The sequence below is a fragment of the Streptomyces beigongshangae genome (assembly GCF_019710745.1).
Classification (GTDB): Bacteria; Actinomycetota; Actinomycetes; order Streptomycetales; family Streptomycetaceae; genus Streptomyces; species Streptomyces beigongshangae.
The window spans coordinates 1-26811 of the sequence record NZ_JAHKJW010000081.1 but is presented as its reverse complement, the minus strand read 5'-3'; the positions used below and the strand labels follow the sequence as shown (position 1 = coordinate 26811).

Sequence of the window (26811 nt, the reverse complement as noted above, 5' to 3'; positions counted from 1 at the left end):
TCGTCCGAGCCGTCGTCGCCCTCGAACTCGCCAACTGATCAAGATGGAAAACCCTCACTGTGGTCGCTGATCGAAGCGTCGATGCCGGCGTCGAGGAGATGCGCGGTGAACGCGAAAGATGTGTACTGGGCGAGTTCAACCAGTCGTTGCAACACCGGACTGTTGCAGCGAGCGTAGCTGTTCTTCGAAGACTTCGGCCGGCGTCCGCCAGCCCAGGATCTTGCGGGGCCGGTTGTTGATCGCCATGGCGACAGCTTCGAGGTCCGTGGACGACCACCGAGAAAGATCGGTGCCCTTCGGGAAGTACTGACGTAGCAGTCCGTTCGTGTTCTCGTTCGTCGGTCGCTGCCAGGGTGAGTGCGGATCGGCGAAGAACACCTTCGTCCCGGTGTCGAGAGCGAACTGGGCATGTGCGGAGAGTTCCTTCCCGCGGTCCCAGGTGAGGCTCTTGCGCAGTTGCTCGGGCAGCCGGGTCATCGATGTCGTGAGCGCCGCGTTCATTGCGATCGCGCCATAGCCCCCGAGCGAGGCGCCGTTCTTCACCGGCGGAATCACGCCCCAGCCCTCAAGACGGGGCAGGTGCACCAGGAGCGTGGAGCGGCTGCTGCGCTCGACCAGCGTGCCGATCGCGGATCGGCCCGTTCCGATGATCAAATCTCCTTCCCCGTGTCCGGAGACCGCGCGGTCTCCGGCCTCGGCGGGGCGTTCACTGAGGATGACGTCCGCGGTGACATGCCCCTGCGGTTTGTTCTGCGACCGTGCACGGGGAGTCCGCAGCGCCCGGCCGGTACGCAGACACATCACCAACTCCCGCTTGAGCGCGCCACGGCCCTCGATGAACAGCGCCTGGTAGATCGCTTCGTGGCTGATGCGCAGGGACTCATCATCCGGGAAATCGACAGGGAGACGGTGCGAGATCTGCTCCGGGCTCCATGCCGTCGCCCATCGTCTGTCCTGCCGGTGCGGCTTGTTCAGCCCCTTCCACGCAGGCGTCCTGGGCCCGGCGACGATCGTGCCGTCGGGACGACGGACGCTGCCGGCGAGCCGTTCCTGCACGTATTCACGCAACTCGTCGTTGCCTGCGAGTTTTGCAGTCTTCGGGCGCTTCGCGGCCTGCTGTGCTTTCCACTGCGCGACCAGAGCCCGATAGACCGGTTTGCCACCGCGGGTCGCCGCGTTGCGGCGCAGCTCGCGTGAGACCGTGCCCGCGTCGCGGCCGATCCGGCGGGCGATCTCGCGCACACCGAACTCCTGGACGCGCAGCAGCGAGATCTCCTCGCGCTCGGCGAACGACAGGTAGCGGCCGGTGGGCTCGCCCAGGCTGATCGGTGGCATTCCGCCAGCGTGACGGAACCACCGGATGCCGACCGGTGCCGACACGCCGACCCCCTCGGCCGCCTGAACCGTGGTGACCCCGGACGCGATCAGGCGCCAGAACTCCCGCTGCACAGCGCACGACGGCTCCGGACGGCCGGGCGAGCGCATCGACGCCCGCATCGCCCGGTCCGCGGCCCACTGCCGTCGCGCCCCCGCCGGAGCCTGCGGCATCGACTTCCTCGGTCGTCCCATCCAACACCTCCACGATCAAGGTGTTGCGACGACCAGTTGAATTCACCCTGACTGCCCGCATCCGAATGGTGAACCAGGCCCGGTCCAGCAGGAGTTCCCGCACGATCCCGGCGCCACAAGGCCATGTCGAGGGCGTCGAGGACGAGCTTGGCCCGTTTGCTGGTAGCGGCGGACCAGCCCACGATCGCCCGGGAGAACATGTCCACGACGAACGCGACATAGATGATCCCGGACCAGGTGGCCACGTAGGTGAAGTCGGCCACCCATCGCTCGTTCGGACGGGACGCGGTGAAGTCGCGTTGCAGCAGATCACCAGCCCGCTCCTGGCCGTCGTCCTGGATGGTGGTGCGGATTTTCTTCCCGCGCCGAGCGCCCTGGAGACCGAGATCGCGCATCAATCGGGCGACGGTGCAGCGGGCCACCGGTATGCCCTCGCGGTGCAGCTGCCGCCAGATTTTCCGAACCCCGTAGACGCTGAAATTGTCCGTGTGGACGCGCCTGATCTGTATCTTCAGCTCCACGTCGCGAATCGACCGGGTGCTGGGGACACGGTTCTTCGCCGCGTAGTAGGTGCTCGTTGCGATCTTCAGCCCGTGGCTGGTCAGAACACGGCAGATCGGCTCGACTCCGAACACCTGACGGTGTGCGTCGATGAACGCTACGAGCGTTTCGACGGCCGGTCGAGCTCGGCCGCGAAGAAAGCCGACGCTGCTTTCAAGATCTCGTTGGCCCGCCGCAGTTCGGCGTTCTCGGCCCGCAGCCGCTTGATCTCCGCGGCCTCCTCGGACGTGACGCCGGGTCGTTGGCCGGCATCGACTTCGGCCTTGCGGACCCATGTCCGCACCGTCTCGGCCGCACCGATGCCCAGCTTGGCTGCGACTGCCTTCATCGCGGCCCACTCGGTCGGGTAGTTGGGACGGATCTCTGCGACCATGCGTACCGCGCGCTCACGAAGCTCAGGCGGGTAAGGGGACGGACGTGCCATGGCTCGATCCTCTCAGGGAATCGAGCCTCCATCAGACCCGGAGCGGTTCATTGGGCCGTTCGTGTTGGTCTCGCGTCTAGAGCGGCTGGGATTGGGGATCTTGCCCTGGTCATGTCCGCCTGAGTTGGTGGACCAGGTAGTTGCAGAGGCGGGGTGCGGGGAGAAGCGCCGTCGCCTGCTGTCGGCCCGGTTCACGGTGTATTTCGTCCTCGCGTTGTGTCTGTTCCCGCGGGTCGATTACCTGGAAGTCCTGCGGCTGTTGAAGGCGGGCGAACCGCGCTTGCGGCCGTGGTCGGGAGTGAACAAGTCGTCCCTGACCAGGGCCAGGCAGAGACTGGGCTGGACGGTTATGCGCGACCTGTTCCACGCGATGACGCGCCCCCTGGGGCAGGGCCCGGAGTTCTTTCACGGACTGCGTGTCCTGGCCGTTGACGGAATGTTGCTGGCGGTGCCCGACTCGGTCGGCAACCGGGAGGCGTTCGGCAAGTGCGGTTCTCAGCGCAGCCCCATGGGCTACCCGATGGCACGGATGGTCGCCGTGGCCGAATGCTCGTCGCACGCGGTGCTGGATGCGGTGATCGATGGCTGGAAGGACTCTGAGCGGATCGTGTCTGACCAGCTGGAGCGGCATGTCGGCGACGGCACGTTGCTGCTGGCCGATCGCGGATTCTGGGGCCTGGCCCGCTGGCACGGGCTTCGAGGCCGCGACGCCCATCTCCTGTGGAGGACGGATCGGCGGATGGCCCGCAGGGTCGAAGACGTCCTGGCTGACGGAAGCTATCTGGCCCGAATCGAGGCGAACAAGCACAGTAAAGCGACCGGGACCCTCAAAGCCCCGCCGGTCCTGGTGCGGGTGGTCGAGTACCGGATCGACGGCCAGGCCGAGGTGATCCGGCTGATCACCAGCCTCATGGACCACGAGAAGTACCCGGCCTGCGAGCTTGCCGAACTCTATGCATGACGCTGGGAGGTCGAACTCGTCTTCGACGAGATCAAGACCCATCAGCGCGACAGACCCGTCCTGCGCTCACAGACCCCGGACGGCGTTCGGCAAGAGATCTTCGCCTACCTGATCGTGCACCACGCCAGCCGGGACCTGCTCGTCGAGGCCGCCCGCATCGCGCAGTGCACAGCGGACCGGACCTCGTTTACTCGAGCCCTGCACGTCGTCCGCCGCTCGGTGATCGCACCGACCGGGTTTTCCCCCTCGGCACGCAGACGTGACCGTCGCCTCGGCCTCGCGGAAATCATTAGGGCCTTGCTACCCCGACGACGGTCGCGAGCCTGCCCGCGGAAGCTCAAATCGTGCATCACCCCGTTCAGCAGCAAGAGCACCGACGAAGCCGCTAGCTAGCGCTGGCCAGCCGTCGCCATCGCCCTGAACCACAGATGGCAGTGACCCCAAAAGCAACGGCATTGGTACTCATGATCCGGGGGGGGTGGTGTCACCGGGCACCGGAGGCACTGGTGGACCGCTGATTAGGGGCACGACCGCCGGCCCAGCGACGGGTACGGCAGGCCTTTGTAACGTGGATGCCGGCATCTGGTGCCGTAGGTGAGGCCGGGGACAGGAGCGCGTCAGCGGAGGCTGTTGGTGATCGAGATCAGCGAGGGGCCGTTTTCCTCGGCCTGGATGTCGGCAAGGGCGAACACCACGGCCGGGGCCTGACTCCGGCCGGGAAGACCGTGTTCAACAAGCGGCTGCCCAACAGCGAACCCAAGCTGCGGGCCCTGTTCGACAAACTGAGCGCCAAGTACGGCACCGTCCTGGTGATCGTCGACCAGCCCGCCAACATCGGCGCCCTGCCGCTGGCCGTTGCCCGCGACGCGGGCTGCCTGGTCGCCTACCTGCCCGGCCTGACCATGCGCCGGATCGCCGACCTTTACCCCGGCGAGGCCAAGACCGATGCCCGCGACGCGTTCATCATTGCCGACGCCGCCCGCACCATGCCCCACACTCTGCGCGCCCTGGCCGCCACCGACGAAACCGTCGCCGAGCTGGACATGCTCGCCGGGTTCGACGACGACCTCGCCGGTGAAGTCACCCGCACCGCCAACCGGCTGCGCGGCCTGCTCACCCAGATCCACCCCTGGCTGGAATGGGTCCTGGGCCCGCGCATCCAGCACCCGGCCGTGCTCAGCATCCTGGAACGGTTCGGCTCCCCGGCCCTGATCCGCAAGGCCGGACGCCGTCGCCTGATCACTCTCATCCGACCCGAAGCGCCCCGCATGGCCGAGCGCCTGGTTGAGGACATCTTCACCGCCCTCGACGAGCAGAGCGTCGTCGTCGCGGGTACCGGGGCGGCCGCCACCATCGTGCCCAGCCTCGCCGCCCAACTACGCGCGCACTTGTCTCAACGTGCCTCTCTGGAACGGCAGATCGCCGCCCTGCTGGGGGCCCACCCTCTTTCCAAGCTCCTGACGTCGATGCCGGGGATAGGCGTCAGGACTGGCACCCGCATCCTCATCGACGTCGGGGACGCCAGCACCTTCGCCACCGCAGGACACCTCGCCTCCTACGCCGGCCTCGCCCCCGCCTCCCGCATCTCCGGCTCCTCCATCCGCGGCGAACAACCCTCACGACGCGGAAACAAGCAGCTCAAACGGGCCTTCTTCCTGGCCGCGTTCGCCTCCCTCGCCGACCCCGCCTCCCGCACCTACTACGACCGCAAACGCGCCCAGGGCAAAACCCACACCCAAGCGCTCCTCTGCCTCGCCCGCCGACGCGTCGACGTCCTGTTCGCCATGCTCCGCGACGGAACGTTCTACGAATCACAACCCGCAACAGCGGCCTGACCTGGGGCGCGAGGCAAGCCGAGCTCTACAACGAGGAACCTTCCCTGTCCGACAGGTGGCCCGCGCCGTCCGGCGGATCTGCCGTGCCCAACTCCAACTCCCCGACCGTCTGGTCCCCGCTCGTCTCCCCGGTCGGCCGGAACCCCAGCCCCAGATAGAAACCCTCGGGGCCGTCCTGGCCCGGGTGCCAGGTGGTGGTCAGGCGGGTGCCGCCGCGGCGGCGGATTTCGGCGGCCACGGACTCGACCGCGAACCGGCCGTATCCGCGTCCCTGCTCGCCGGCCGCGATGTTGAGGCGCCACAGCCCCGAGCGGATGTCGACGCCCTTGCCATCGCCCGCGAAGTCGATGTCGAGGAAGGCCATGAGGAAGCCGACAGGCCGGTCGCTGTCGAAGATGAGGCGGGGCCAAGCTATGCCTGGGTATACATATGCCTCAGCGAGGGACTTCACCACCGGAGCCACCAGATGCTCCTGGTCGCGGCGGACCTTCAGGCCGATCGCGACATCGAAGTTGGCGGCAGTAACCGGTCTCAGGCGGAGCGTAGTCGTCATGCGGGAACGGTAAGCCAGTGGAGCAAGCGGTTTTTCTGGCGTCGCATGCCTCCCGCAGACGACGACACCCCCCGCTCGCCTCCTCCCAGCCCCAGGTGCTGGTCCACGGCAGATGATTGCGAACCGACCACGGCGCCCGACGCTTGACGAGAAAGATAGGGGCACCCCCCCGGACCGCCGCAGCCTTCACGTCACCCACCGCCTGCACCGGCTCCTCGGGCACTGTCCGGAACTCAAGCACGCCCACCGCGCCAACCAGGGCCCAGGTGCCGGTCTCGATCAGAGTCATCAACTCCAGCGTCGGATAGCCATGGCGCGAAGTCCTGCCCAGCCAGGCCCGATTCCGTTCGGAATCGGGAACCCTCAGCAAACTGCAGCCGTCGAACGACATCGTCCGGTACGGACCGAAACGCACACCTGGCGTTGTCGGACGGGCCAGCAACCCGGCCAGCACCTCGAACAACGCCCGCACCGGCGCACTGTCGATCCGTCGGCGAAGGTCACGCAGTGCCTTCGCCGACGGACAGACCATGGGCATCCCGGACAGACCCGTGGTCAGCTTGTCCCAGACGAGGCGATAGCCGACCTCGGGGAACAGGCACATCGCCAGCAAGAAGTAGATCCCGACCCGCGACGGAAGATCACGCAGCCGCTGCTGCACCGTCCTTGTCTCCGCAAGGACCGTATCCACCAGCTCGAACGGCACGACGGCGGTCAGTTCACCCAGATGCTCTGGAGCGAACCGGCCCGCGGCCACGATGACCGTTCGGGTGATGGCCGTCAGCGCAGACGGCAGGACACAATGACGGGGCAACGGAGCTCCTTCGGGACAAGCTGTCTTGGTCGACTGCCTGTACCAACGAGCTCCGTTGCTGTGTGTGTCGAAAGTCCTTCAACCGGCTTACGTGACCTGCGAAAACGCTAACTACCCGGCCTTGGGTCAAGGCCCCCTCATCCCTGGAGGCAGATCACGGACCGGAAGGACGCTGGCCCAGCGCGTAGCCATCCGTGCATCGGGCACGGAAGCCGACGCACGAACGGATCACGACTGCGCGTAGATCTTCCCGTCCAGAACGTCCCGCGCCATCTGGGCGATGACGTCACGCCTGGTCATCTCGTCCCTCGTCGGCCCGGGATACCTGGCGGGCACCTCGCGTTGATGCTTCTTTCGACCTCGTCCATGCCTTATGACTGCTGTGTCACGTGCCGCAGCGCGACGCTTACCCCGGGAGGAGGCCGAATTGCCGGAGTAGGTTGGCTGTATCCCAGTAGTCGGTTTCTCGTGCGATGCGGCCGTCCTCGGCGAATTCGAGGATGGCGCCTCCGTCGATAGAGAACTCCGTACCCGGGGCCACGTCGGGGAGTTCGGGCACGCTCCCCTGGACGGTGCCGGTCCAGGTCCAGTGGACCGCGGCGTGAGCTGGTCCCAGGAGACATTTGCGTGCGGAGATGCGCATGTCGGGTACGGCGTCGTAGAACAACTGGAGGTATGCGCCGATCTCTTCGTGTCCACGGCAGAACCGGTTCAAGGCGATGTCTTCAAGGAGTGCGTCCTTGGTGTAGAAGTGGAGAGTCTCGGTCACGGTGCCGCTGGAGAAGGAAGCGGCCCACTTCTGAACATAGGTCTCGCTGACTGCGTCGTCGTGCATGAGTTTCATGTGTGTTCCTTGCGGCAGTTCGGCCGCCTATCGGAGGCAGGCAGGGGAGGGGAGGGGACTGGCAGTCGGGCTCGGGCAAGGCAGTGCCCATAGGAGCGCACGGCGGTCAGGACGTCCTGGGCTCGACACGCATGGGCTGCTTGCTGGGGTGTACGTCTCCGCGTGTGACTTCGCGTACACGGACTCCGGGGACGGGGGTGAGGCGCCATCGCTGGCATAGCACGGCGAGGGCGACGGTGACCTCGGTCAGGGCGAAACGGTCACCGATGCATTTGCGTGCACCGGTGCCGAAGGGGGCGTAGGTCTCCTTGGCGCGGCCGTGTGACCGTTCGGGGAGCCAGCGGTCCGGATCGAATCGTTCAGGGTCGGGGTACCAGCGTGGATCACGGTGCATGGCGTAGATGCTGCATCCGATCTCTGCACCGGCGGGCACCTCGGCTGTGCCGATCCTGACGGGGGCCAGGGTCCGGCGGGACAGGAGCCAGGGTGGGTACAGGCGCAGGGTCTCCCGGACGACGCGCCTGGTGAAGGGCAGCGCGGACAGGTCCTCGAAGCGGGGTGGGCGCCCGTGGAGGACCTCGTCGAGTTCGGCGTGCAGCCGCCGGTCGATGTCCGGGTCCTGGCCCAGCAGGTGCAGTGCCCAGGCCAGAGTCGCGCCGGTGGTTTCCACGCCAGCCATGGCGAAGGTCACCACCTGGTCGCGGATCTCCCGGTTGGACAGGGTGTTGCCGTCATCGTCCCGGGCGGCAAGGAGCATGGATACCAGACTGTTTCCATCCTGGTGGTTGCGGTGATGGGCGATGGTGTCGTCCACGATGCGGTGGATCGTACCGATCGATCGGGTGAAGCGGCGGTTGCCTGGTGTCGGCAGTGCGCTCCACCAGTCCGGCAAGATGGTGCGCCGGACAATGCCGCCGAACATAATCTCCAGACCCTGCTGGAACTGCTGCGCCGCCTGCGTATCGAAGGATGCGCCGAACAGCGCGTTGGTGAGCATGTCCAAGGACAGGTCGTTCATTGCGCGGTCGATGCGCACGACGTGCCCCTCGCTCCAGGAATCCGCCGCAGCCTGTGCGGACTTGACCAGCGTGTTGGTGTAGGAGGTGATCTTCTCCTGGTGGAAGGCGGGTTGGAGCATCCGCCGTTGACGCTGGTGGTCGCCGGAACTCGTGATCAGCCCTTTCCCCAGGTAGGGGGTGGACTTCTCGACGAGACGCCCGCGCTCGATCCGGCGGTCGCTTTCTACGAGCACTTGATGGATCAGTTTCGGGTGAGTCACCAGGTGGACAGGCAGCATGCCGAGGCGGAGGGTGAGTACATCTCCGTACCGATTGAGCCGGGTGACGAAACGGAGCGGGTTGCGGACGAGTGACGGAATGTGTCCGATCACGGGCCATGCTCCGGGAGCCTGGGGCGATTTGGATCCGGTAACGGACGATGTGCCGGTTGCCATAGGGGTGCCTGCCTTCCGGGGGGTCTGCTGCGTCTGTGCGTGCAGCCAGTCAGCTGTGGGGAGCAGGTACGCCGTGCTGTGTCTGCCGGGAGTCCGCGGTGGTGAGGTCCTCGTTGTATGCCTGGATGGGGGCCTGGGGGTCGGCGCCGAGGTAGCGGTCGGAGATGCGATGCCAGCCGTCCATGTTGGCGATCCAGTCGCGCATGCCCATCAGGCAGCGGTGCAGTCCCTGCCGGGTCGGGAGGGGGAGGTCGAGCCGGTCCGCGACGGTGGTCTCCAGAGCTGCTTCGGCTGTGAGGAAGTCCTGGACGCGGGCAGCCATCATGCGCAGTGCTTCCTGGATGGCCGCTTCGTGTCCGCATCCTGTGGCGTCGTCGATGACGGTGACAATGTTGGAGGTGTCGGCCGCAGCGCTTTCCTTGGCCAGGGAGTGCAGGTCGTTGCACCAGGCGCAATAGTCGACGGTGGCCTCGATGCATTCCTGGTACTCGGCTGTCCGGTGGAGGTCCGGCGGCAGCTCGGCCTGGGCGGCGAGTTCGACCAGGTCCATCCACATGATCATGGCGACGGAGCAGCGCCGGAGTTCGACGTAATCATCGATGGTTTCGCACTGGCCCTTGGTGCGGTTGTCGAATTCCTGGTCGTAGCCCGCAAATACGTTTGCCCAGTGGCGTGCGAACCGGTCCCACCAGACGGTGGAGAAGTGGGGTGCCGTACGCAGCAGGATGTCAGCGAGCGCGCCCGGAACGGGGTTTGCACTCTCGGCTGCCTTGGTGGGATCCCGGGCGAGAGCTGTGAGTTGAGCGTACAGCTGCCGCCATTCCTGCTCACGGGATTCGATGATGTACCGGTCGTGCTGGTCGTCGAAGAGGAAGAACCAGGTGGTGAGGTCGGCCAGGATCTGGGCCCCTTCTCGTGTGGCGCCGAAGGAGTAGCACGTCCCCAACTGGGGGTAGGCGAGCTGGTCGAAGTTCTGGCTGGCCATCCGTGGGGACATCATGCCGGTTTCCTGCACCCACTGCCGGGTTCGTGCGCAGACGCTCACGGCGTCTGGGTAGATCCGTCCGGTGAAGGGCACCTCTATCCGAGGGACGTCCATGATTACTCCTGTGGAAATGCTTGTTAAATCGGGCCGGGGGTGAGGCGGCGGGAAGCCCGTCAGTCACCGCGACACCGTGTCGGTCATCCAGGGCAAGGCAGGGCGAGGGCACGGCCTACGTGCTCTAGATCTCCTTCCCCGGGTTGAGCCCGCGGGCAGTGTCGGCATGCATTCCAGCCCTCTAGGGGAAGCGTGCATCTGGGCGCAGGGCTGCTCTGGCTGCCAGTCGTCTGAGCGAACTGCGGCAGGGTGCCAACGCACCCCTGCCACCAGTTTTCCCGCCGTGCAGACGCGAACAGTTCCAGGACATCCCAGGCCGGCACGCAAGGGAACCGTTCTCCCTGCCCAAGGCGTGACCGCGTTGAATGCCCGGCCGGTGCGCCGCCTGAAGGTCGGGACCTGGTATACCCCGGTTCTGATGGAGTCGGGTTGCTGGACAATTGACGATCCAGCAGCCTTCGGAGGCCCTGATGCCCCGCAGCTATCCGTCCGAGTTCCGCCGCAAGGTCCTCGATCTCGTCGCATCCGGAAGGAAGGTCGCCGAGGTCGCGCAACTCCTCGGCATCAGCGACCAGACGATCTATGTCTGGCGCCGCCAGCACCTCATCGATACAGGTCAGTTGCCCGGCTCGAACAGCACCGGCCAGTGTGAACCTGCTGCGGCCCGCAAACGCATCGCCGAACTGGAGGCTGGGTTGGCCGTCCAACGCCGTGCTGCCGAACTGCTGGGTGAGGTGATGTCCCCCAAAGGCGGTTCGAAGCCCTCCGCGTAACGGCCGGTAAGCATCTGCCGGTGCAGCCGGCCTGCCGGGTGCTGCACGTTGCCGGGTCCGGGTACTACACCTGGCGGGACCGTCCGCCGTCGAACCGCCTGGTCAAGCATGCCTGGCTGACCGAGGCCACCGTGGGCATCCACACCGCCTCCCGCGGCACCCACGGCTCCCGACGGGTCCATGCCGAACTCGGCCTGGGCCTGCGCATCCATGTCAGCCACGGCACCGTGGAGCTGCTGATGCAGCGCGCCGGCCTGCACGGCAACCGGCGCCCCCGGCGCCCCGTCCGTCGCCGATCCGGTGGAGCGGAACTTCACCCGCCATACCCGGGACCAGTTATGGGTCACCGACATCACCGAGCACCCCACTTTCAAGGGCAAGGTGTACTGCGCGGTCGTCCTGGACACGTTCTCCAGGCGCGTGGTGGGCTGGCCGATCGACGCCTCGCCCACTGCGGCGCTGACCACGAACGCCCTGGCCATCGCAAACCGCTCCCCGCGACCGGGCGGCACCATCATCCACTCCGACCACGCAGTGCAGTTCGGTTCCTGGGCATTCACCCGGCGCGTGAGGGCCTCTGGCCTGCTGCCCTCGATGGGCTCCATCGGAGACTGCGTGGACAACGCGATGATGGAGTCCTTCTGGGCCCGGGTCCAGGTCGAACTGCTCAACCGCAGACGGTGGCGGACCCGACTGGAGCTGTCCACCGCGCTCTTCGAGTACCTGGAAATCTTCCACAACCGCCAGCGCAGACGCTCCGCCCTGGGCATGATCAGCCCGGTGGAGTACGAACTCCGCACCCCACCAATAGCTTGAAACCAGGCAACTCGGCTCCACTCAACTCGGGACAGTCCGCAGACTCCACGAAACTCGGGGCAGCTCAAGATCTTTACCGAACCCGGAACGGTTCAGAGTGGCCTGCGCGACGGCCTAGACACCACTGTGTCCCAGGATCCAGGCCCCGGCTGCTTTCAACGCGTTCACACACTGCCTCATATGGTCGGCGCCTTTCCAAAACCGGTCCTGGTCCACTGGACGGGTATCAAGGACTCCAGGCGTCCCGAAAGAAGGCGGCTTGGTCGTGGTTGCCCGGCCGTTCCCTCCGGTGCCGGTCAGCCTGGCGGTGGCTCTGCCGGCCGCGGCAGCCACACATGTGCTGCGCCGCCTTGCCGGCACCGCGATGCGGACGGATGCCTACACGGTCGTTCGCAGCAGTCCAACCCTCCCGACGTCACCGGTGCGGTACGACGCGAGTCGTGTGGAGACGTCGCAGAGAACAACTTTCCGCAGCTTCCGACTCCAACGATCCCCGGAGTTCGCCATGAACGAATCCACATCCCAGGCCACCGCTCCCACCGAGGCGGTCTCGTTCTTCTGCCCCATCGAACCGTCGCTCCACCCCGACGTGCACATCGTCCGGGAACGGGCCGAGTCGTGGCTGTCCCACCATGGGTATTTCGGTTCCGCCGACAACCGCCCGCGGTCCCTCGCCACCCGCAGCGCGGAGTTCTCCGCCCGGATGACACCCACGGCGCAGACCGACCGGCTCCAGGTCGCGGCCGAGTGGACCTACTGGGGTTTCGCCTTCGACGACACCTTCTGCGATGCCGAGCCCTGGTCGGGGAGGCCGGCTGAATTCGCCGAACTGTCCGGACGTATGGGCAGGATGCTCGAAGCACCCGGCTACACGCCCACGGACAGTGTCCACCTGCAGGTCCTCGCGGAGCTGCGTGACCGTTTCGCGCGTTTCGCCACGCCGCTGCAGCACCGGCGGTGGGTGCTAGCCCAGAGGGCATGGCTCATGGGAGTCACCTGGCAGATCTCGAACCAGTCCCGCGGTCTCATGCCGTCACTCGACGACTACCTGGCCATGCGGATCAACTCCGCTGCGGGAGAACCTGTTACCTCCATGATCGAGATGGTCAACGGCGCCGAGGTCCCCTCCGGCGAGATGGAGTTGTTGTCCGTCAGGGCCTGCACCGAGATGTCACGGACTCTGGCTTCCCTTGACAACGACCTCCACTCCTATGCGAAGGACGTACGGCGCCGCGAAGCCGACCAGAACATCGTCAACGTCATCGCAGGGGAACAGAGTTGTGGCACGGAAGCCGCTGTCCGCGCGGCCATGGGAGTACGCGACCGCATCATGTGCAGGTTCCTGCGGGTCCGAGCAGCGGTTGCGGGCAGGGCATCGACGGCCACCCGCTGGTATCTCACGGACCTGGGTCATGTGGTGCGCGGAAATCTGGACTGGGGACTGAGCACACCGCGCTACCACCTGGACGTCCCGGCTGAACCCGTCACTTCCTGGGCGGAGTCTCCCTCTGACGCAGGACAGGACCCGCCGGCGCCGTGTGTGGCGTGGTGGTGGGATCGCTCTCTCGTCTGACCGCGATCCGGCCGGGTCTGTCGTACCTCCGCGGGTACGCCGGGCCGACGAGCACACGCCGGTGCGGCAGAGGCTTGCGCGGTCGGTCGCCTTCGCCCATGGCTACGAGCAGGGTGAACCACTCGGCAGGAAAGCCGTGTTCAACCCGTTCACGCATACCGGGCTGTCCCGCAGGTGTCGGTCCGCGGCTGCCGGAGAGTCGGTCTGCACCGGACTTCCTCGTCGTCGAACCCACCGCGAGCTGTCCGGGAAGGGCCCGTCGTCGAATGCAGGAGTCCCGAATGAACCTGGATCAGGAACGTGCCGGAGTCGCTGTCGCCGCCTGTGCTGCCGCACCCAGCCCTGGCGCCCGGATCATGGGACTGGGCGCCTACCGGCCGGTGACGGTCGTCACCAACGCCGAGGCGGCGCGTCATGCGAATGTGGACCCTCAGTGGATCGAGCAGCGTGTCGGCATACGCGAACGCCGCCACGCCCATGGCGACGAGACAGTCGTCGCCATGGCGGCGGAAGCCGCCGACAAGGCACTCGCGGACGCCGGCGTTCCTGCTGCCGGTGTCGACGTGGTCATCCTGGCGACCTGTTCGATGCCCACGCCGATGCCCAACGGCGCGGCCTCCGTGGCCGCCCGTATCGGATGCGAGGCGGCTGCCGCCTTCGACCTGAATGCCGCCTGCTCCGGGTTCAGTCATGGTCTGGCCGTCGCGGATGCCCTCGTTCGTGCCGGCACCGCCCGCCGGGTCCTTGTCGTCGCCTCGGAGCGCATGAGCGACTGGGTCTCGGCGCAGGACCGGGCGACCGGCCCGATCTTCGCCGACGGCGCCGCCGCCGCACTGGTCGTGCGTGCCGAGCAGCCCGAGATCTTCACCGTCGCCTGGGGCAGCGACGGCCACCAGGCCGGCCTCATCTCCGTCTCCGCCGGGACCGGTCGCATGGAGATGGCCGGCCGCAAGGTGTTCCGCTGGACCACCACCGCTCTGCTGCCCGCTGTCGAGTCCGCCTGCCGCCGTGCCGGGATCGCTCCGAGCGAACTGAAGGCGTTCGTCCCACACCAGGCGAACCTGCGCATCATCGACGCCCTCAGCCACGCCATCGACGCCCCCGGCATGGTGACCGCGACCGACGTGACCGTTGCCGGCAACACCTGCGCCGCGTCCGTTCCCCTCGCCTTCCACACCCTGCGGCAGAGCGGACGGATCCACCGCGGCGATCCGGTCCTGCTGTTCGGCTTCGGCGCTGGTCTCACGTACGCCGCGCAGGTCGTCCTCAGCCCTTGAAGTCCTCAGCCCTCGAAAAAGAACGCACCGCCCGCGCGCTTGCGGCCGGCGGGCCGACACCCCTGGAGGAGTGCATGAGCCCCGATGTGAACACCCTGACCCATGACATCCGCGGCATGATCGCCGATCTCGTCCAGCGTCCCTTGGGCGCCGTCCGACCCGACAGCCGGTTGCTGGAGGACCTGGGCCTGGATTCCCTCCAGATCACCGAACTCGCCCAGAAGATCGAGAACGCGGTGGGCAGCCCTGTCGACGAGGACCTGCTCAACGCCGAGGGAACCACCATTGCGCGCTGCGCCGAGATCGCCGTCGGCTCCTGACGGCCGAGGACCGCTCCCACGGGTACGGCCTCCTGCGGGACGCGCGCCCGCACAGCATCGTGCCGCTGCCAGGTCTCTGTACAACCTCCGCGCCCGTCCTACCGGAATGAGGCTTTTGCCATGATCGTTCACCGGCCGCTGCCTGCTGCCGAGAATCTTGCCGATCTTCCCACCTATGCCGAGATCACCCACGCCGTCTTCCAGTGGGTGGCGCCGGAGAACGCCCGCGCGCAGCACACGGACCGCACGGGTTCGCCCTGTGCGCGTCCGTCCCCCCTCGCGGCCGCACGGACGGCGCTCGCATGACACAGCCCCCACCCGGTATCCGGCACGTCCCGGCCGCCGGAGGCGGTCTCACAGCGAGGAGGTGCACCACCGCTTCGGGTACCGCGCATGCCAAGGCGATTCTGCTGGGCGAGCACGCCGCCGTGTACGGCGCGCCCGCCCTGGCCGTCCCTCTTCCCGGCCTGACCTGCCGGGTCACGGTGGCGTCCCGGCACGAGGACACCGCCGGACCGGGCCGCCTGCGCCGTGCTCCGCTCCGGGACTCCCCGCGAGCACATGCCTCCACCGCCGCGGGAAGGCTGCCTACCGGGCTGCCGCAGCTCATCGACGCCCTGACGCGGCGTGCGGGTCTCGCCGAGCGGCCGGACCTGGATGTGGAGGTGGCCGGCGCCATCCCGCCGGCCCGCGGGCTCGGTGCCAGCGCCGCCGTCGCCCGCGCTTCGACCCTGGCGCTCGACGCGTTGCTGCGGCTGCGGCTCGGCGCGGCCGAAATCTTCTCCTTCGTCCAGCTCGCCGAGACGGCGGCCCACGGTCACGCGTCCGGCATCGACGCTCTGGCCACCGGCAGCACTAGCCCCGTGCTGCTGCGCGGCGGCCGTCCCAGCACACCGCCGGTCGGCGCCGACGCCTGGATCGTCGTCGCCGACAGCGGCACCTCCGGCAGCACCCGCCAGGCCGTCACCATGCTGCGCGCCAGCTTCGGCACCCACCCCCTGCGGCGGGAGAGGTTCCTGGCCCGGTCGACCGCGGTGACCGAACTCGCCCTCGGCGCCCTGCGGGACGGACGCCTGGACACCCTGGGCCGGTGCCTCACCGACACCCATCACCTGCTGGCCGACCAACGACTGAGCACCGGCCGCCTCGACGACCTGGTGGTCACCGCCCTCGAACACGGCGCCCTCGGCGCGAAGCTGAGCGGGGGCGGGCTCGGCGGATGCCTCGTCGCGCTCACCGACAGCGCGGCGGGCGCCCGTACCCTCGCGGCCCACCTCGTCCGGCACGGAGCGACCCGCACCTGGACCGCTGTCGTCCAAGGAGGCGAACCCACATGAGCTCCTGCTCCCGGGCGACAGCTGTCGCGCACCCGAACATCGCCCTGGTCAAGTACTGGGGGAAACACGACGAGGACCTGGTCCTACCGCTGGCCGACAGCCTGTCGATGACTCTCGACGTCTTCCCCACCACCACGACCGTGCGCCTCACCCCGCACCGGGACCACGACACGCTCCTCCTCGACGGAGTCCCGGCCACGGACGAGGTCCTGCACCGTGTCGTCGCATTCCTCACCCTGCTGCGCACGCGCACCGGACGCACGGCGCCCGCCGTGGTCGAGACGCACAACACAGTGCCGGTCGGTGCCGGACTGGCATCCTCGGCGGCCGGGTTCGCCGCCCTCGCACTGGCGGCCGCCACCGCCTACGGAGCCGATCTCTCCGCCCCCGGGTTGTCCCGGCTGGCACGGCGCGGCTCGGGTTCGGCCTGCCGCTCCGTCTTCGGGGGTTTCGTCTGGTGGCACGCCGCCCACCCCGACGATCCTGACCCTGACCGGGCGTCCTACGCCGAGCCTTTGCCGGACGTCCGTCTGGACCTGGCCATGATCGTGGTGATGCTGCACACCGGCGCGAAGCCGACCTCCAGCCGCGACGCCATGCGCCGAACGGTCCGGACGTCGCCCCTGTTCCCCGACTGGATCGCGGCCACCCGCGAGGACGTTCCCGCTATGCGCGCGTGCCTCGAGGACGGCGATCTGGAACGGGCCGGGGCGATCGCCGAACGCAATGCGCTCGGCATGCACGCCACGATGGAATCCGCCACGCCTCCCGTCGTCTACCGCACGGCGGCCTCCCACCGCCTCCTGGACCATGTGCGCGCCCTGCGCGACCGGGGGGAGCAGACCTGGGCAACGATGGACGCCGGGCCCAATGTCAAGGTTCTGTGTCCCGCCGCCGAGGCCCCGCGCATCGCCGCTGAACTGGCCGCGGTGTCCGGATGCCCCACTGTCGTCGCGCACCCCGGGCCGGCGGCGGCCCTCACCACCACGGGCCGGTCGTGAACGCGCCGGTCGTACGCCGGGCGCCCGGCAAGTTCCTCATCGCCGGTGAATACGCTGCGCTCGTTCCCGGCCAGCCCGCCGTCGTCGCCGCCGTCGACCGCTACGTAACCGTCACAGCCGCTCCTGCCGAGCACGCCGACGTCGAACTGGTCACCGGGCCTGCCGACGAGCCTGTCCTGTTGCGCCGCGGCCATCGCGGCCTGGCTCCCCACCGGAGCGAGAACACCTCCCGGCTCCGGTCCCTCAGCCATCTCCTCGCCGTCCTGGCGACCGTCGACCAGCTGGCCCTCGAACTGGGCCTGCCTCTGACACGCGTGCGAATGACCGTCCAGTCGGACCTACACGAGCGCGGCGTCAAGATCGGCGCGGGCTCCTCCGGAGCCGTCACCGCCGCCGCCACCGCGGCACTCGCGGACTTCCGCGGTCTGCGTCTCACCCCCGAAGCACGGCTGCGCCTGGCCCTGCTCGCCACCCTGACCGCCGACCCCCACGCTTCGGGTGCCGACGTCGCCGCCAGCACGTGGGGTGGCTGGATCCGCTACACCGGGCCCGATCGGGAAGAACTCCACAGCACGAGGTACGCCCACGGTGTCGCTCTCACCCTGCGCGCGCGCTGGCCCGGCCTGTCGCTGCGGTCAATGGCGCCCCCGCCCGGCCCACTGCACGTCGGCTGGACGGGCAGCCCGGCCTCCACCCCGGCCCAGGTGGCCCGTCTGCAGAACACCCCCTGGTGGAACAGCGAGGCCCACCACCGGTTCCTCACCGACAGCGGCCACGTCGTCGACGACCTGGCCCATGCTCTGGACCACGCCGACCAGCAAGCCGCCACCCACGCCCTGGGCGACGCGCGCAAACTGCTCGGTGGCCTGGATCGGCAGACGTCCATCGGAGTGTTCACCCCCATGCTCACCACGCTGTGCGAGAGCGCCGAAGCTGTCGGCGGCTCAGGAAAGCCGTCCGGTGCGGGCGGCGGGGACTGCGGCATCGCCCTGCTGCCGGCCCATGCCGACCCGCGCCCTCTCCACCGGCTCTGGACCGCGGCGGGCATCACGCCCCTGCCCGTACGCACCGCCCCGTGCTCCGCGCCGCTGGAGGTGATCGGACCCGACCCCGCCCGCGTGCTGCCCGTCGTGGCCGCACCGACCCCAAGGACCGCCCCATGACCGCTTCCCGCAAGGACGACCACGTCCGCCTGGCGGTGGCCCAGCACACCGACGCCACCGTCCCTCACCGCAACCCGCGTTCCCCGCGGCCCAGCGCGTTCGACGACATCCGCTTCGTCCACCACGCCCTCGCCGGCACCGACCGCGACCAGGTCGACCTGCGCACCGACATCGCCGGCCGCACCTGGCAGACGCCGCTGTACATCAACGCCATGACCGGCGGCACCCCCAAGACCGCACAGATCAACCGCGACCTGGCCACCGCGGCCCGGGAGACGGGGCTGGCCATCGCCACCGGCTCGATGAGCCCCTACCTCAAGGACCCCACCACCGCCGACACCTTCACCACCGTGCGCACCCACCACCCGCACGGCTTCGTGATGGCCAACGTCAACCCCGACACCACACCCGAACAGGCCCGCCGCGCCGTCGGACTCCTCCGGGCCGACGCCCTGCAGATCCACCTCAACACCGTCCAGGAGAGCATCATGCCCGAAGGCGACCGCTCCTTCGGGCACTGGCCGACCGCGATCGAGGCCATGGCGAAAGCGGTGGACGTCCCGGTCATCGTCAAGGAGGTCGGCTTCGGCCTCAGCGGACGCACCGTCGCCCGCCTCGCCGACCTGGGCGTCGCGCTCGCCGACGTGGCGGGAAACGGCGGCACGGACTTCGCCCGCATCGAGAACGGACGGCGCGCACACGCCGACTACGCCTACCTCGAAGGATGGGGGCTGAGCACCCCGGCCGCGCTGCTCGACGCCCGCGGCCGCGGGATACCCCTGCTCGCCTCCGGCGGGGTGCGTCACCCTCTCGACATGGCGCGGGCCCTGGCACTGGGAGCCCAGGCGGTCGGCGTGTCGGGACCGTTCCTCACCACCCTGATCACCTGCGGCACCGACGCCCTCATCGAGCAGATCACCACCTGGCTGGATCACCTCACCAGCCTGATGACCCTCCTGGGAGCACACCGCCCCCACCAGCTCGCCGCCTGCGAACTGGAGATCATCGGAGACCTGCGCAGCCGGCTGGACCGCCCATTCACCTCCTTCGCATCCGAGGACACTCCCCGATGACCGCCGACCGGACCCCTACGCCCGCCGACAGCCCCACCCCCGTCCCCACACGCTGGGTCGGACCGCTGCGGATCAGCGGCAACGCCGCCAACGGGGAGACACACGTGCCCCTGGCCACCTACGAGTCACCGCTGTGGCCGTCGGTCGCCCGCGGCGCCCGCCTCTCCCGGCTGGTCGCCGACGGCATCACGGTCACCCTCGTCGACGACCGCATGACCCGCTCCGTCCTCCTCCGGACAACCGACGCCGAAGGCGCCCACACCGCCGCCCGGAACATCCACGCCCGCATGGAAGAACTACGCGCCCTCACCCGCGAGAGCAGCCGCTACGCCGAACTGCTCGCCGTACGCCACGAGATCACCGGCCCGCTGCTGTTCGTCCGGTTCGAATTCGCCACCGGCGACGCCGCCGGCCACAACATGGCTACCCTGGCCGCCGACCGCCTCCTGAACCATCTCCTCACCCGGCTGCCGGACATCACCTACGGCTCGGTCTCCGGGAACTACTGCACCGACAAGAAGGCCACCGCGATCAACGGAATCCTCGGACGCGGCAAGAACGCCACCGCCGAGCTCCTCATCCCACAACCCCTCGTGGCCCGCCACCTGCACACCACGTCCCGGCGCATCGCTCAGCTCAACGTGGACAAAAACCTGATCGGCACCCTCCTAGCGGGCGGCATCCGCTCCGCCAACGCCCACTACGCCAACATGCTGCTGGCGTTCTACCTGGCCACCGGCCAGGACGCCGCCAACATCGTCGAAGGCTCCCAGGGCATCACGTACGCCGCCGACCGCGGAGGCGACCTGTACTTCTCCTGCACCCTCCCCAACCTCATCGTCGGCACCGTAGGCAACGGCAAGACCCTCCCTACCGTCGAGGAAGCCCTCACCCGCCTGGCATGCCGCGAGGCACGCCCCGCCGGGCACAACGCCCGCCGCCTCGCCGCCCTCGCCGCCGCCACCGTCCTGTGCGGCGAGCTCTCCCTGATGGCCGCACAGACCAATCCTGGCGAGCTGATGCGAGCCCACACCCACCTCGAACGCCGCAACGGAGCCCACCATGTCCACTGACCTGCCCGTCGGCATCCACGATCTGACCTTCGCCACCACCAGCCTGGTCCTCACCCACGACGAACTCGCCCGACACACCGGGGCCAACCCGTCCAAGTACCACTACGGCATCGGCCAACGGGCTATGAGCATCCCGGCCGTCGACGAGGACATCGTCACCCTGGCCGCCGAGGCCGCCGCCCCGCTCGTCGACCGCCACGGCGGCGACACCATACGCACCCTGCTCCTCGCCACCGAGAGCGGCATCGACCAGTCCAAGGCAGCCGGAATCTACGTCCACCGCCTGCTCGGCCTGCACTCGGGAGTGCGCGTCGTCGAACTCAAGCAAGCCTGCTACGGCGCCACGGCCGCCCTCCAGCTCGCCTGCGCACTGGTCCGCACCGATCCCACCCAGCGAATCCTGGTACTGGCCAGCGACATCGCCCGCTACGACCTCGACAGCCCCGGCGAAGCCACCCAGGGCGCCGCGGCAGCCGCCATGCTCGTCGGCGCCCACCCCGCCCTGGCCACCGTCGACGCGGTCTCAGGACTCTTCACCCAGGACATCATGGACTTCTGGCGGCCCAACTACCGCGCCACCCCTCTCGTCGATGGCAAGAAGTCCCTCGACGCCTACCTGCACGCCCTGGACGGCGCCTGGCACGATCACCAATCCCGGCACGGGCTGCCCCTGGAGAAGCTCCGCGCCGTCTGCTACCACCAGCCGTTCACCCGCATGGCCCACAAAGCCCACCACCGCCTCCTGTACACCAACGGCGCACAGCCCACCCCCGAAACCGTCCAGCAGGCCGTCGCCCCCACGACCACCTACAACGAGCTGGTCGGCAACAGCTATACCGCCTCCCTCTATCTGGCCCTCGCCGCCCTCCTGGACAGCGACACCCCCCTCGAAGGCGAAACCGTCGGCCTCTTCAGCTACGGCTCCGGCAGCGTCGCCGAGTTCCTCACCGCCACGGTCCAGCCCCGCTACCGCAGCACCCTGCACACCTGGGCCCACCAGAAGGCCCTCGCCACCCGCACCGCCCTCACCTACCCCACCTATCTGGACCTGCACAGCGAGCAGCTGCCCCAGGACGGCCACACCTACCGGACTCCCCACCAGACCCGGGGCCGGTACCGCCTCGCCGGCATCGACGCCCACCAGCGCATCTACGAGACCACCACCGGATGACGACTCCGTCCCGGCACCAGTCCGTGCCGTCACCCCGATCCCGCCTCCAAGGAGTCACCATGACCCTCACGCCGCACGACCTCGGTATCGAATCCCTCAAAGCGTCCGCCGACCGCGTCCTGCTCGCTTTCCTCGACGCGAAGTCCGCCACGTTCGTCTCCGCGCACCACGCCGCCCCACTTCCCGATCTGGCGCGTCCCTTGAGGGACTTCGTTACAGCCGGGGGCAAACGGCTCCGGCCCTTACTGGCCCTGCTGGGATGGCACGCGGCCGGCGCCCGCGGCGACACGCGCACCGCCGAACACCTGGCCGCCTCCCTGGAACTGTTCCACGCCTTCGCCCTCATCCACGACGACGTCATGGACCGCTCCGACACCCGCCGCGGGCGTCCCACCCTCCACCGCCTTCTGGAGAGCCGGCACGAGGACCCGGACGCCGCCCGGTTTGGCGAGTGCGGCGCGATCCTCCTCGGCGACCTCGCCTTCGTCTGGTCCGACGAACTCCTCCACCGAGGACACCCCACCCGGACCCAGCTCACCGCCCTGCTGCCGCTGCTGGACGAGATGCGCTCCGAGGTCATACAGGGGCAGTATCTCGACCTGCTCCAGACCGGCTGCGAACCCGACGTGGAGACGGCCCTGACCGTCGCCCGCTACAAGAGCGCCAAATACACCGTCGAACGCCCCCTGCACCTCGGCGCGGCCCTCTCCGGAGCCGAGCCCGCCCTCCTCGAAGCCCTCTCCGACTACGCGGTTCCTCTCGGTGAGGCCTTCCAGCTCCGTGACGACCTGCTGAGCGTGTTCGGGGACCCGGCCGCCACCGGCAAGCCCGCCCTGGGAGACCTGTACGAGGGCAAAGCCACCGTGCTGATGGCCCTGGCGCTGCGGCACACCCGCGGGACCCGGCTGCGGGAACTGTGGGACAGGCCCGCCCTCACCGGCCGGCAGGCCTCGGAAATCGTCGCGCTGGTCGACTCCTCCGGAGCGCGGACCATGGTCGAGGACATGATCGACCAACGCCTGGAGACCGCCAGGACGGCCTTGCAGAACGCCGTGTTCTCTCCCCGCACCACCACCGTGCTCCATCACCTCGCCGACTCCGCCGTACGAAGGGCCGTGTAGACGTGGGCAGTCGGGCCTGCGTTCAACCGTTCCGGGTCCGGCAGAGACGTGACCTTTCACAGGATTGCGGCACAGCGGGCACATCCTTCGGCTCAGTCGGCGAAACACGCGGCAACGGCTCCTGTATGTGCCACGTGAGATCGCTACCGAACCCGGGGCGGTTCAGCCCCCTCACAGAACGAAGGAAAGGCATGAGCAAGCCCACAGCGGGGACGTCACTCATCAGGGCCAGAACCCTACCCAACATGAGCCTGCCCTTCCCACCTACCTGCCACCCGGCGGTCGAGGACATCGAACGAGAGGCGATGACCTGGGTGTCCGAGTTCGTGGATGTACCGACGCTGCGGCATCTGGAGAAGACCAGGGCGGGTCGGATCGCCGCGCGTACCGCCGCTCCCCAAGCGTCTGTGGACCTCCTTCACGCTTACAGCCGGATGCTCGCCTGGGGATTCTGGTTCGACGACGAGTTCGTCGACGATCTCTCCGCGACGTCCCCTCTCCACCTGCCCGCCATCGCCTCCGTGCTCGACATTCTCGACGGGCGCCGTGGAACCGGTGCTGCCGGAGAGGCCATGGAGACCGCGCTCGTCGACGTCATGAGCGGGTTACGCCTGGTGTTGACACGAGAACAATTCTCACGCTGGTGCACGGAGTTGAGGCTGTGGTTCGCCTCCATGACGCTTCAGAACCAGATGCGGGCCACCGGAGTGACGCCGAGCGTGGCGACGTACAAGACCACACGGCTGTACACGGTCTGTTCTTTCGCTTGCATTGTTCTCATAGACGCCTCGTGGGGGGATCACATCCGCTGGAACGACTACCACGACCCCCGCCTGACATCACTCAGGCATCGGGCGGCCAATGTGACCGCATGGCAGAACGACGTCTTCTCCTACTTCGCCGAGGAACGTCACCCGGGTAAATTCTGGAATCTCCCGGCCGTGTACAGGGCGCATGGACTCGATATCGGCGAAGCCCTGATCAAAACCGTTCAAGATGCCACCGACGAGGTGGCGGCGTTCAGCCGTGAGGCTACTACGGCAGGCCCGTCCCTCTCCAGCGGGCAGAAGTTTCACCTGCGCAGTCTTACCGGATGGATGCGCGGCTGTCACGATTGGTCGCTGGAAGCGGCAGAACGGTACGTCGGATGGGGGACTGCGACAGAAGACGGTTGATGAAAACCAGTACGGCCCCGCGTCGGACGTGACGCGAGCGTAGGTGCGCGAGCGGACGACGGATGCCCTGGCCAAAGGGCGAATGTCACTGTCTCGCGAAATGGCCCAGGGGCATCACACAATGGCACTTCCGAAGAGGAGACCACCTGCGGGCGGTGAAGCCGAGTCATTGACTCTCCCACGGGTAGGTGAGACATACACGATTACCCAACGCGTCGACCGCGGCCAAGTTGCCGTGGGTTCCCGTCCAGACGACCCGGGTCGGCCGGAGCTGAAAAATGATCCGCAGGCAACGACGAGTACACCCGTTGAAGACCGACATCCGCTGGAGACGCCTTGGCACGTCACAAACGCAATGACCAACTGTCGGCGCTGCTGAGTGAGGCCGGCTGGAGCGCCGCGGAACTTGCGCGTGCCGTCAATGCTTTGGGGGCGGCGCAAGGACTGGCGCTGCGCTATGACCGAACTGCCGTCGCTCACTGGCTGACCGGCTCCCGTCCTCGGCCTGTGGTCGCCACTTTGGCCGCGTCGGCTCTCAGTCGGCGTTGTGATCGGCTCGTTGCAGTCGACGACACCGGCCTCATCCCTGGCGTTCCGGTGTCCGAGGGCCTTGGCAAGACGTACGGAACGGGTCAGGGCGATGCGGTGACCGCTCTCGTCGCACTGTGCCGGGCCGAAGCCGACCTGATACGCCGACCCTTCGTGACGCAGTCCGTATACGATCTGGCCGCGCCGACAGGCCAGCTGTCCTGGACACCGACACGGCCGTCCCCCGCGTTGCTACGGGACAAAGGACACCAGCCCACCCTCGCTGACGTCAGCCGGCTACGGGAAATGTCGATTCTTTTCACCGATCTCACCGAACGCCACGGAGGAGCCCACGCACGGTACGCACTCGCCGCGTACCTGTCCGACGACGTCAGCCGCCTCCTGATCACTCCCGTCCGCTCACCTTCGCTGCGCCGTGAACTGTTCACCGGGGCGGCGCAGCTCACTCACCTGCTCGCCCGCATGAGCATCGACGCCGGGCACGCAGGTCTGGCCCAGCGCTACTACGCCAGTGCTCTCGCTCTCGCTCGTGAAGCCGCCGATCCAGCCGTGTACGCCATAACTCTGCGTGCCATGAGCGTGCAGGCACTCTCCCTGGGCTACCACCAACGCGCCCGGCAACTGGCTGAAGCCGCCGTGGAAGCCGTCGGTCCACGCTCCGACGCGGCCACCCGTTCCTTCCTGCTGAGCCAACGTGCCCTGACGCAGGCCTGCGTACGCCACCGGAACGCAGCACTCGCCGATCTCCGTGCCGCCGAGAGCGAGCACGGCCGCGCAAGCAGCCCGCCCGGCCCCTTCAGCGCCTATCCCCGAGCAGGCCTGGACTACCAGCGAGCCCGGACTCTTCTCGCCCTGGGAGACACCGACTCGGCCACCCAGGCACTCATATCGGCTGTGAAGGCGCGCCCTGATCACCAACGCCGCACCAGCGCCCTCACACACGCCCGCCTGGCCGAGACTCTTCTGCGCACCGGTCAGCTCGACACCGCATGCGTACACTGGCACACATTTCTCGATTACTACCCCCATCTGCACTCCCAGCCGATATCCCAGGCCTTCACCAGGCTACTGAAGGTCTTACGGCCTCATGAGAGACAACGCCACGCGAGCGGCGTGATTCAACGCGCACATACCATGACACATTCCCCCCTTATATCGATGTGAGCGGCCGCTTACTCCAGGACGAAACCATTGCACCCGGCAGCAACCGGCCCCTCCGACTTCGTCTTTCTGGGTGACACTCCGTTCGAAGTGTCCTCTGTTTCCCGCATGCGCATCCGTAGCTGGCTATACAAGCAGGCATGGATGATCCGTTCACCTATGCCTGTGCGTTCCCTCTGCCAGAGCGACGGGACCATGGGGAATTGCACATCGAGACCGCACAGAGGATCCAGCTTCCGTTCACCACTTCATACAACATGACGCTCGACCATGCGGAGTGTGCGCAGCACCTCTCCCTCGGGTTGCGAAATCCCGCTGGGGTGCGGGACGGTGCCCGCACGGCAGCTGCCCCCAGGTCGACCTGAGGGCACCGGTCGAGGTCGGTACCAGGAGGACGCGGTGGTTTCAGATCATCACATCTGTCACGCCCGACCAGGACACTGCATCAAGGTCGCGTCTCGCGCTCAGAGCTCGTAACACGATCATGTGTGGGTCTTCTTGAGGCGTCGCCAGCAGATGAGGCTGCAGGCCAGTGAGACGAAGGCGTCGTAGAGTTCGGGTCTGTGTTCCCAGCGGACGGCGAGGCGTTTGAATTGGTGGAGCAGGGCGAAGGTCTGTTCCACGACGTGCCTGACGTAGGAGGCGGCGGCTGGCGCGTTGAGAGAAACACCGAGACTGCGGGCGCACGCGAGCAGGCCGACGCTCTGGTCGAGGAGGTCGTGGACCCGCCGCCACCGCTCACGGGTGGTGGCGACGGTTTCGCTCTCAGGCAGCAGCGGACCGGACTTGCTCCAGCAGAAGGCGTGCGCGCCGACTTCTCGCAGTGCTGTCCCCGCCAGACCGTGCCAGAGATGCCGACGGTCGCCGACTTGCACGATCGTCGGATCAGCGTCGGTGGGGCCCGGGCAAAGGAGCCCGAGCCATCCCTGCACACCACACGGACGTCAGGATGCTCGCGCAGCGAGGCGGTCACCGTTCCCCCGCCCGGCGGTCGGGCAGCACGTCGGTACGCTCGCCGCTGTCCGCGCTCGTGATGACCGTGGCACAACGGTGCCCCTTAACGAGCTGGTGCGTGATTGCGGGTGACATGTTCTTGCTGGTGGGTGTCATGATCC

25 protein-coding genes and 2 pseudogenes are annotated in these 26811 nt (G+C 67.9%); 18 read left to right on the top strand and 9 right to left on the bottom strand.

Annotated elements, in window-relative coordinates:
• Positions 1–135: 135 nt before the first annotated feature.
• The 3 genes from KM933_RS35365 to KM933_RS40015 are packed head-to-tail and all read right to left on the bottom strand — an operon-like array spanning position 136 to position 2554.
• Positions 136–1497, bottom strand: a complete 1362-nt coding sequence (locus KM933_RS35365; RefSeq protein WP_430727412.1) for an IS30 family transposase — start codon at positions 1495–1497, stop codon at positions 136–138.
• Complete coding sequence (locus KM933_RS35360; RefSeq protein ID WP_308013653.1) at positions 1425–2204, bottom strand: IS3 family transposase; 780 nt, start codon at positions 2202–2204, stop codon at positions 1425–1427. The genes KM933_RS35365 and KM933_RS35360 overlap by 73 nt, the downstream gene beginning before the upstream one ends.
• 23 nt (positions 2205–2227) lie before the next feature.
• Entirely contained in the window at positions 2228–2554 is a 327-nt protein-coding gene (locus KM933_RS40015; RefSeq protein WP_260334653.1) for a transposase, read from the bottom strand.
• Between the two features lie 127 nt (positions 2555–2681).
• Here KM933_RS40015 and KM933_RS35355 point away from each other — a divergent pair, with 127 nt between their 5' ends.
• Complete coding sequence (locus KM933_RS35355; protein ID WP_308013652.1) at positions 2682–3515, top strand: IS4 family transposase; 834 nt, start codon at positions 2682–2684, stop codon at positions 3513–3515.
• A 572-nt stretch (positions 3516–4087) separates the two neighbouring features.
• The gene (locus tag KM933_RS35350; RefSeq protein WP_430727411.1) at positions 4088–5350 is read left to right on the top strand and encodes an IS110 family RNA-guided transposase; all 1263 of its coding nucleotides are present in this window, start codon (positions 4088–4090) and stop codon (positions 5348–5350) included.
• Positions 5351–5375: 25 nt separating this feature from the next.
• Here KM933_RS35350 and KM933_RS35345 read toward each other — a convergent pair whose 3' ends face one another.
• From KM933_RS35345 to KM933_RS35325, 5 genes are all read right to left on the bottom strand, one after another.
• On the bottom strand, positions 5376–5903 hold the full coding sequence (locus KM933_RS35345) for a GNAT family N-acetyltransferase (protein ID WP_221360471.1): 528 nt from the start codon (positions 5901–5903) through the stop codon (positions 5376–5378).
• A complete protein-coding gene (locus KM933_RS35340) occupies positions 5785–6717 on the bottom strand; it encodes a transposase domain-containing protein (RefSeq protein WP_221360470.1) in 933 nt (310 codons plus the stop codon). The genes KM933_RS35345 and KM933_RS35340 overlap by 119 nt, the downstream gene beginning before the upstream one ends.
• Before the next feature lie 406 nt (positions 6718–7123).
• Positions 7124–7561 carry a nuclear transport factor 2 family protein gene (locus KM933_RS35335; protein ID WP_221360468.1) on the bottom strand — a complete coding sequence of 146 codons (438 nt, stop codon included), beginning with the start codon at positions 7559–7561 and terminating at the stop codon, positions 7124–7126.
• A gap of 106 nt (positions 7562–7667) precedes the next feature.
• On the bottom strand, positions 7668–9014 hold the full coding sequence (locus KM933_RS35330; RefSeq protein WP_260334651.1) for a cytochrome P450: 1347 nt from the start codon (positions 9012–9014) through the stop codon (positions 7668–7670).
• Positions 9015–9063: 49 nt separating this feature from the next.
• Positions 9064–10014: a terpene synthase family protein gene (locus tag KM933_RS35325; protein WP_221360463.1), complete on the bottom strand. Its 951-nt coding sequence runs from the start codon at positions 10012–10014 to the stop codon at positions 9064–9066.
• 539 nt (positions 10015–10553) lie between these two features.
• Between KM933_RS35325 and KM933_RS35320 the strand changes: the two genes are divergently transcribed.
• The 16 genes and pseudogenes from KM933_RS35320 to KM933_RS35245 all read left to right on the top strand — a co-directional run bounded on the left by KM933_RS35320 (position 10554) and on the right by KM933_RS35245 (position 25699).
• The gene (locus KM933_RS35320; RefSeq protein ID WP_260334650.1) at positions 10554–10886 is read left to right on the top strand and encodes a transposase; all 333 of its coding nucleotides are present in this window, start codon (positions 10554–10556) and stop codon (positions 10884–10886) included.
• A 20-nt stretch (positions 10887–10906) separates the two neighbouring features.
• Positions 10907–11155, top strand: a pseudogene (locus tag KM933_RS40790) (IS3 family transposase); the annotation flags it as partial.
• Between the two features lie 16 nt (positions 11156–11171).
• Positions 11172–11702, top strand: a pseudogene (locus KM933_RS35310) (IS3 family transposase); the annotation flags it as partial.
• 505 nt (positions 11703–12207) lie between these two features.
• Entirely contained in the window at positions 12208–13275 is a 1068-nt protein-coding gene (locus KM933_RS35305; RefSeq protein WP_221360459.1) for a terpene synthase family protein, read from the top strand.
• 281 nt (positions 13276–13556) lie between these two features.
• Positions 13557–14552: a beta-ketoacyl-ACP synthase 3 gene (locus KM933_RS35300; protein ID WP_221360458.1), complete on the top strand. Its 996-nt coding sequence runs from the start codon at positions 13557–13559 to the stop codon at positions 14550–14552.
• 74 nt (positions 14553–14626) lie between these two features.
• Entirely contained in the window at positions 14627–14872 is a 246-nt protein-coding gene (locus KM933_RS35295) for an acyl carrier protein (protein WP_221360446.1), read from the top strand.
• A 120-nt stretch (positions 14873–14992) separates the two neighbouring features.
• Complete coding sequence (locus tag KM933_RS35290; RefSeq protein WP_221360444.1) at positions 14993–15178, top strand: hypothetical protein; 186 nt, start codon at positions 14993–14995, stop codon at positions 15176–15178.
• Positions 15175–16209 (top strand): mevalonate kinase, encoded by a 1035-nt coding sequence (gene mvk / locus KM933_RS35285; RefSeq protein WP_221360443.1) that lies wholly within the window; start codon positions 15175–15177, stop codon positions 16207–16209. Before KM933_RS35290 ends, mvk begins: the two co-directional genes overlap by 4 nt.
• Entirely contained in the window at positions 16206–17210 is a 1005-nt protein-coding gene (gene mvaD, locus KM933_RS35280; RefSeq protein WP_260334649.1) for a diphosphomevalonate decarboxylase, read from the top strand. Before mvk ends, mvaD begins: the two co-directional genes overlap by 4 nt.
• Complete coding sequence (locus tag KM933_RS35275; RefSeq protein ID WP_221360423.1) at positions 17207–18373, top strand: phosphomevalonate kinase; 1167 nt, start codon at positions 17207–17209, stop codon at positions 18371–18373. The genes mvaD and KM933_RS35275 overlap by 4 nt, the downstream gene beginning before the upstream one ends.
• Positions 18370–19446, top strand: coding sequence for a type 2 isopentenyl-diphosphate Delta-isomerase (gene fni, locus KM933_RS35270; protein WP_221360421.1), 1077 nt, complete (start codon positions 18370–18372; stop codon positions 19444–19446). Before KM933_RS35275 ends, fni begins: the two co-directional genes overlap by 4 nt.
• The gene (locus KM933_RS35265) at positions 19443–20519 is read left to right on the top strand and encodes a hydroxymethylglutaryl-CoA reductase (RefSeq protein ID WP_221360410.1); all 1077 of its coding nucleotides are present in this window, start codon (positions 19443–19445) and stop codon (positions 20517–20519) included. The genes fni and KM933_RS35265 overlap by 4 nt, the downstream gene beginning before the upstream one ends.
• Complete coding sequence (locus tag KM933_RS35260) at positions 20509–21690, top strand: hydroxymethylglutaryl-CoA synthase (RefSeq protein ID WP_221360408.1); 1182 nt, start codon at positions 20509–20511, stop codon at positions 21688–21690. The genes KM933_RS35265 and KM933_RS35260 overlap by 11 nt, the downstream gene beginning before the upstream one ends.
• Before the next feature lie 59 nt (positions 21691–21749).
• Positions 21750–22811, top strand: a complete 1062-nt coding sequence (locus KM933_RS35255) for a polyprenyl synthetase family protein (protein ID WP_221360406.1) — start codon at positions 21750–21752, stop codon at positions 22809–22811.
• 245 nt (positions 22812–23056) lie between these two features.
• Complete coding sequence (locus KM933_RS35250) at positions 23057–23986, top strand: terpene synthase family protein (protein ID WP_221360405.1); 930 nt, start codon at positions 23057–23059, stop codon at positions 23984–23986.
• Between the two features lie 336 nt (positions 23987–24322).
• On the top strand, positions 24323–25699 hold the full coding sequence (locus KM933_RS35245; RefSeq protein ID WP_221360403.1) for an NsdA family TPR-like regulatory protein: 1377 nt from the start codon (positions 24323–24325) through the stop codon (positions 25697–25699).
• A gap of 479 nt (positions 25700–26178) precedes the next feature.
• Here KM933_RS35245 and KM933_RS35240 read toward each other — a convergent pair whose 3' ends face one another.
• Positions 26179–26571, bottom strand: a complete 393-nt coding sequence (locus tag KM933_RS35240) for a hypothetical protein (protein ID WP_221360401.1) — start codon at positions 26569–26571, stop codon at positions 26179–26181.
• Positions 26572–26811 lie beyond the last annotated feature (240 nt).